Genomic DNA, 3,253 nt, shown 5'->3' with positions numbered 1-3,253 from the left:
ACAATGACCGGCGCACCGGCCGTATCAAAGGCACAGAGCAGATTTTTGCAGCTGCGGCTCACAGCGCGCTGACAGTCACCGCACTCGATGTAGATATAGTGGCACCACTCGGCCTGTTCCTCGGTGATATACTTATGCCGAAGCAAAAAATCGGTCATCGTTTCGGCAAGGTGTTCCATGCTGTGCGCCCCCTTGCTGAATACGATAAACCGATTTGTCCGCAAAGTCCAGAAAAACGGCGAAACTGCAAAATTCCGTGCGCAACTGCAAGTTTTGCCTATTTTTGTGCAGCAGCAACGGCTTTTTCGTTGGCGGCATCCGCCCATTCAAGGCAGAATAAGAAAGAGCCGTCTTTATAATCCATCAAATAAAAAACATCATATTTGTGCAGGATATCCATCACATTTGGCAGACCAAAGCCGTGCAATTCCGGCTCCGGCTTGGTGGTGGGGATATGGTCGCCGAAAATTTTGACCGGCTTGCTGGCATTTTTGACCGAGAAAAACAGCGTCGGCGGGTTATCGCTTTTGTTATAGATTGCTTTCACAGTCATGCGGCGTTGCTGCTTTTCCAGCTTTTCACAGGCTTCGATGGCGTTGTCCAACAAATTACTCATCACGACCGTCAAGTCGACCGAGGGAATCGCCACTTCGGAAAGATCGTTGATCTCGAAATGCAGATCAATATCCTGTTCCCTGGCCGCATAGCCCTTTTGGTTGAGGATCGCGTCAATAATCGGGTTGTGTGTATTCACCAGCAGGATGCGCTCGGTCTGGCGCACCTTCAACTCGTCAAGATAACTCTGCGCCGCCTCCGTATCACCGTTTGCCAGCATATCCGAGAGTGCAAACAGATAGCCGCGGAACTCGTGCGTCATTTTGCGCTGTGCCTTGTAGGAATTGCCCAGCGCCTTGACATTGGCGCTCTGCACCTCGGCGCGCTGATGTGCAACGGCCAATGCCTCCCGCATCTGGGCAGTGGATTCCAACTGATCCAGCAGAAACAGCGCGACCATATCGACCGCGCACATCACAAGCAGGCAAAACGTCCATGCGTCATTTTCGCCTGCGGCACCTTCTGCGTTGAACACCCGGTAAAGCACAAACAATGTACACAGGGGGAACAGTGTTGATGCCGGTATCCATGCGCGCGGCTTTCCGTTTTCCTGCGGCGGTGTGTGGAAATGCCGAACCAGTATAACAAACGCCACAAGGCACAGCCCCCGCAAAAAGATAAACGCGGTGTACAACGGTTTATTATATACATACTCCGTCCGCGTCATACCCGAATAAAGCAGCCATGCCTTTTCGGGCAGTACTGAAATAGAAAAAAAGCAGGCATAGCCCGTTATTACAACAAACAAGCGACGGTCCCATCTGCTTCGATATAACATCAAGTTCATAGCATACTCGTGCGCAATTTCAATCAAGAAGCGGATAATATTGCTATAGTCATAATCGTTTGGCAACACATTTAGAACGACTGTGATAATGGCAGTCCATAACAGCCAATATGCCCAGAATTGTTTCCCGTTAAAACGTCTTGTAAAAAAGCTGTCCCACAGTTTTGTGAGTAGCCAAGTTCGCAGGGCGTTCATCAAAATACTCAATACATACCCCATCAGCCGCGCCCTCTCCATGCCATGTATTTCATTTTGATTGCTTTATACCCGTGCAGGCTGACGGGAAGCACCTGACCGGTAGTCAACGTAACGCCGCTTGTTTGCAGGGCAGCAATATAGCTCATATTGACCAAGAAGCTGTTGTGGATGCGCAAAAATCCCTCCTCCGCCAGTTTTTCTTCCAGCGTGCGCAGGCTCATGCGGCTTTTCAGCGGCGCTGCCGGTTCCGCACGATGAAAGATCAGCATCCGTTCCTCGGTTCCGACGTAGACCAACTCGTCGAGCACGATGTTCGTACCCTCGCCGTCGCACAGAACATTCAGCGTGCGGGTACGGCTGCGGCAGGCTGCCAGTGCCTGCCGAAAATAGTCTGGCAATTTTTCGGCCAGCTGAAGCTTGGGCAAGAAGCGAAACGCACTTACCTCGTACCCCTCGGCGGCATATTCGCCGTAGTTTGTCACAAAGATCAAAACCGCATCCTTGCGGATCGTGCGTATCTGCCGCGCCAGCGCAATGCCGTTCACATCGCCCATATCAATGTCCAGAAAGATCATGTCAGCCTTTTGCACGGCTGCCTTTTTCAGTGCGTTGGGGTCATGGACGCATTCGATCTGCATATAACGGCGGTTGAACTCCGGCTGTGCTTCGATCAGTCGTTTCAGTGCTTCGGTAAATATCGCGTCATCGTCACACAGCAGGATGTGCAGCATACCGTCACCGGCTTCCATCGTTGGATTTTTAGCGTTTGAAATTGTATCCAAAATAACGCGCCCCCTTTCGTTGTCAAGCCAAATTGCCCCATTATAGACAAATGCGATGTTATAAATCATAGTATCTGAATATTTGTCCCCTGTCAACCGATACACCATAAGAAGTAGGAGGTTGACGCAGATGATGATGGATTTTGCAGGCAGGCTTAAACGTCTGCGCATAGAAAAAGGGTACTCTCAGGCGACGCTGGCGAAAAAAATCACCGATGCAGGCCAAAAGCCGGGCGAAGCATCCATCGCCAAATACGAGAACGGGCGCATCTATCCCAATTTGCAGACCGCCGCCTGCATGGCGGATTGCTTCGGGGTTTCAATCGATTATCTTGCCTGTGGCGAGAAAGCCGCGGTCGTTTCGGTTGACGGTCTGACCGACGAGCAGATCAATTTGATGACCGAGCTTACCCGTGCGCTGCGCCAACAGAACAAAGGCCGCCGGGGCAACCCCAAAAGCACCCCGACGCCGGAACGGCAGGAACTGGTGTTTAAGCGGGTCGCACAGTTTTTGAAATAATGCTCTGACGATACGGAAAAGGCCGGACGCTTTCACGCACCCGGTCTTTTTTTGCAGTTGTGCACGAAATTTTGCAATTTCGCCAGTTTATTGGAAATCTTTGCCGGAGCGTGATAGAATGTGGGTGAGCCAAGAGGATGCGGTGCATCCCGCAAGATCCCATCGAAATGCCGGTGCACAGGCGTTTTGAATATCCGTCCCGAAACAAACCCGATACAAAATGGGCAGACATAGTTTGTGTCTGTCCATTTTAGAATACTTTGAGGGAAGTTGTTATGAATAAAAACAAATTTTTATATGTGGCAGCGCTCTTTGGAATGATGGTCTTGGTTTCCTGTTCATCGCATGACA

General features: G+C 50.7%; 3 protein-coding genes. 1 reads left to right on the top strand and 2 read right to left on the bottom strand.

Going from position 1 to position 3,253, the window contains the following annotated elements:
• Window positions 1-277: 277 nt before the first annotated feature.
• Both B5D32_RS14405 and B5D32_RS14400 read right to left on the bottom strand, forming a co-directional pair.
• Window positions 278-1,621 (bottom strand): sensor histidine kinase, encoded by a 1,344-nt coding sequence (locus B5D32_RS14405; protein ID WP_159447071.1) that lies wholly within the window; start codon window positions 1,619-1,621, stop codon window positions 278-280.
• Window positions 1,621-2,382 carry a LytR/AlgR family response regulator transcription factor gene (locus B5D32_RS14400; RefSeq protein WP_159447070.1) on the bottom strand — a complete coding sequence of 254 codons (762 nt, stop codon included), beginning with the start codon at window positions 2,380-2,382 and terminating at the stop codon, window positions 1,621-1,623. The genes B5D32_RS14405 and B5D32_RS14400 overlap by 1 nt, the downstream gene beginning before the upstream one ends.
• A 130-nt stretch (window positions 2,383-2,512) precedes the next feature.
• Between B5D32_RS14400 and B5D32_RS14395 the strand changes: the two genes are divergently transcribed.
• Entirely contained in the window at window positions 2,513-2,902 is a 390-nt protein-coding gene (locus tag B5D32_RS14395; protein ID WP_078785647.1) for a helix-turn-helix transcriptional regulator, read from the top strand.
• Window positions 2,903-3,253: the final 351 nt, after the last annotated feature.

Origin of the sequence: Gemmiger formicilis (assembly GCF_900167555.1) — a bacterium.
Taxonomy (GTDB): domain Bacteria; phylum Bacillota; class Clostridia; order Oscillospirales; family Ruminococcaceae; genus Gemmiger; species Gemmiger formicilis.
The sequence above is the reverse complement of the archived record's forward strand: the minus strand, read 5'-3'. Positions and strand labels throughout refer to the sequence as shown.

Bases quoted from the DNA above. Each gene is read 5' to 3' on its own strand.
- B5D32_RS14405 (WP_159447071.1), bottom strand. From the start codon at position 1,621: ATGGGGTATGTATTGAGTATTTTGATGAACGCCCTGCGAACTTGGCTA.
- B5D32_RS14395 (WP_078785647.1), top strand. From the start codon at position 2,513: ATGATGATGGATTTTGCAGGCAGGCTTAAACGTCTGCGCATAGAAAAA.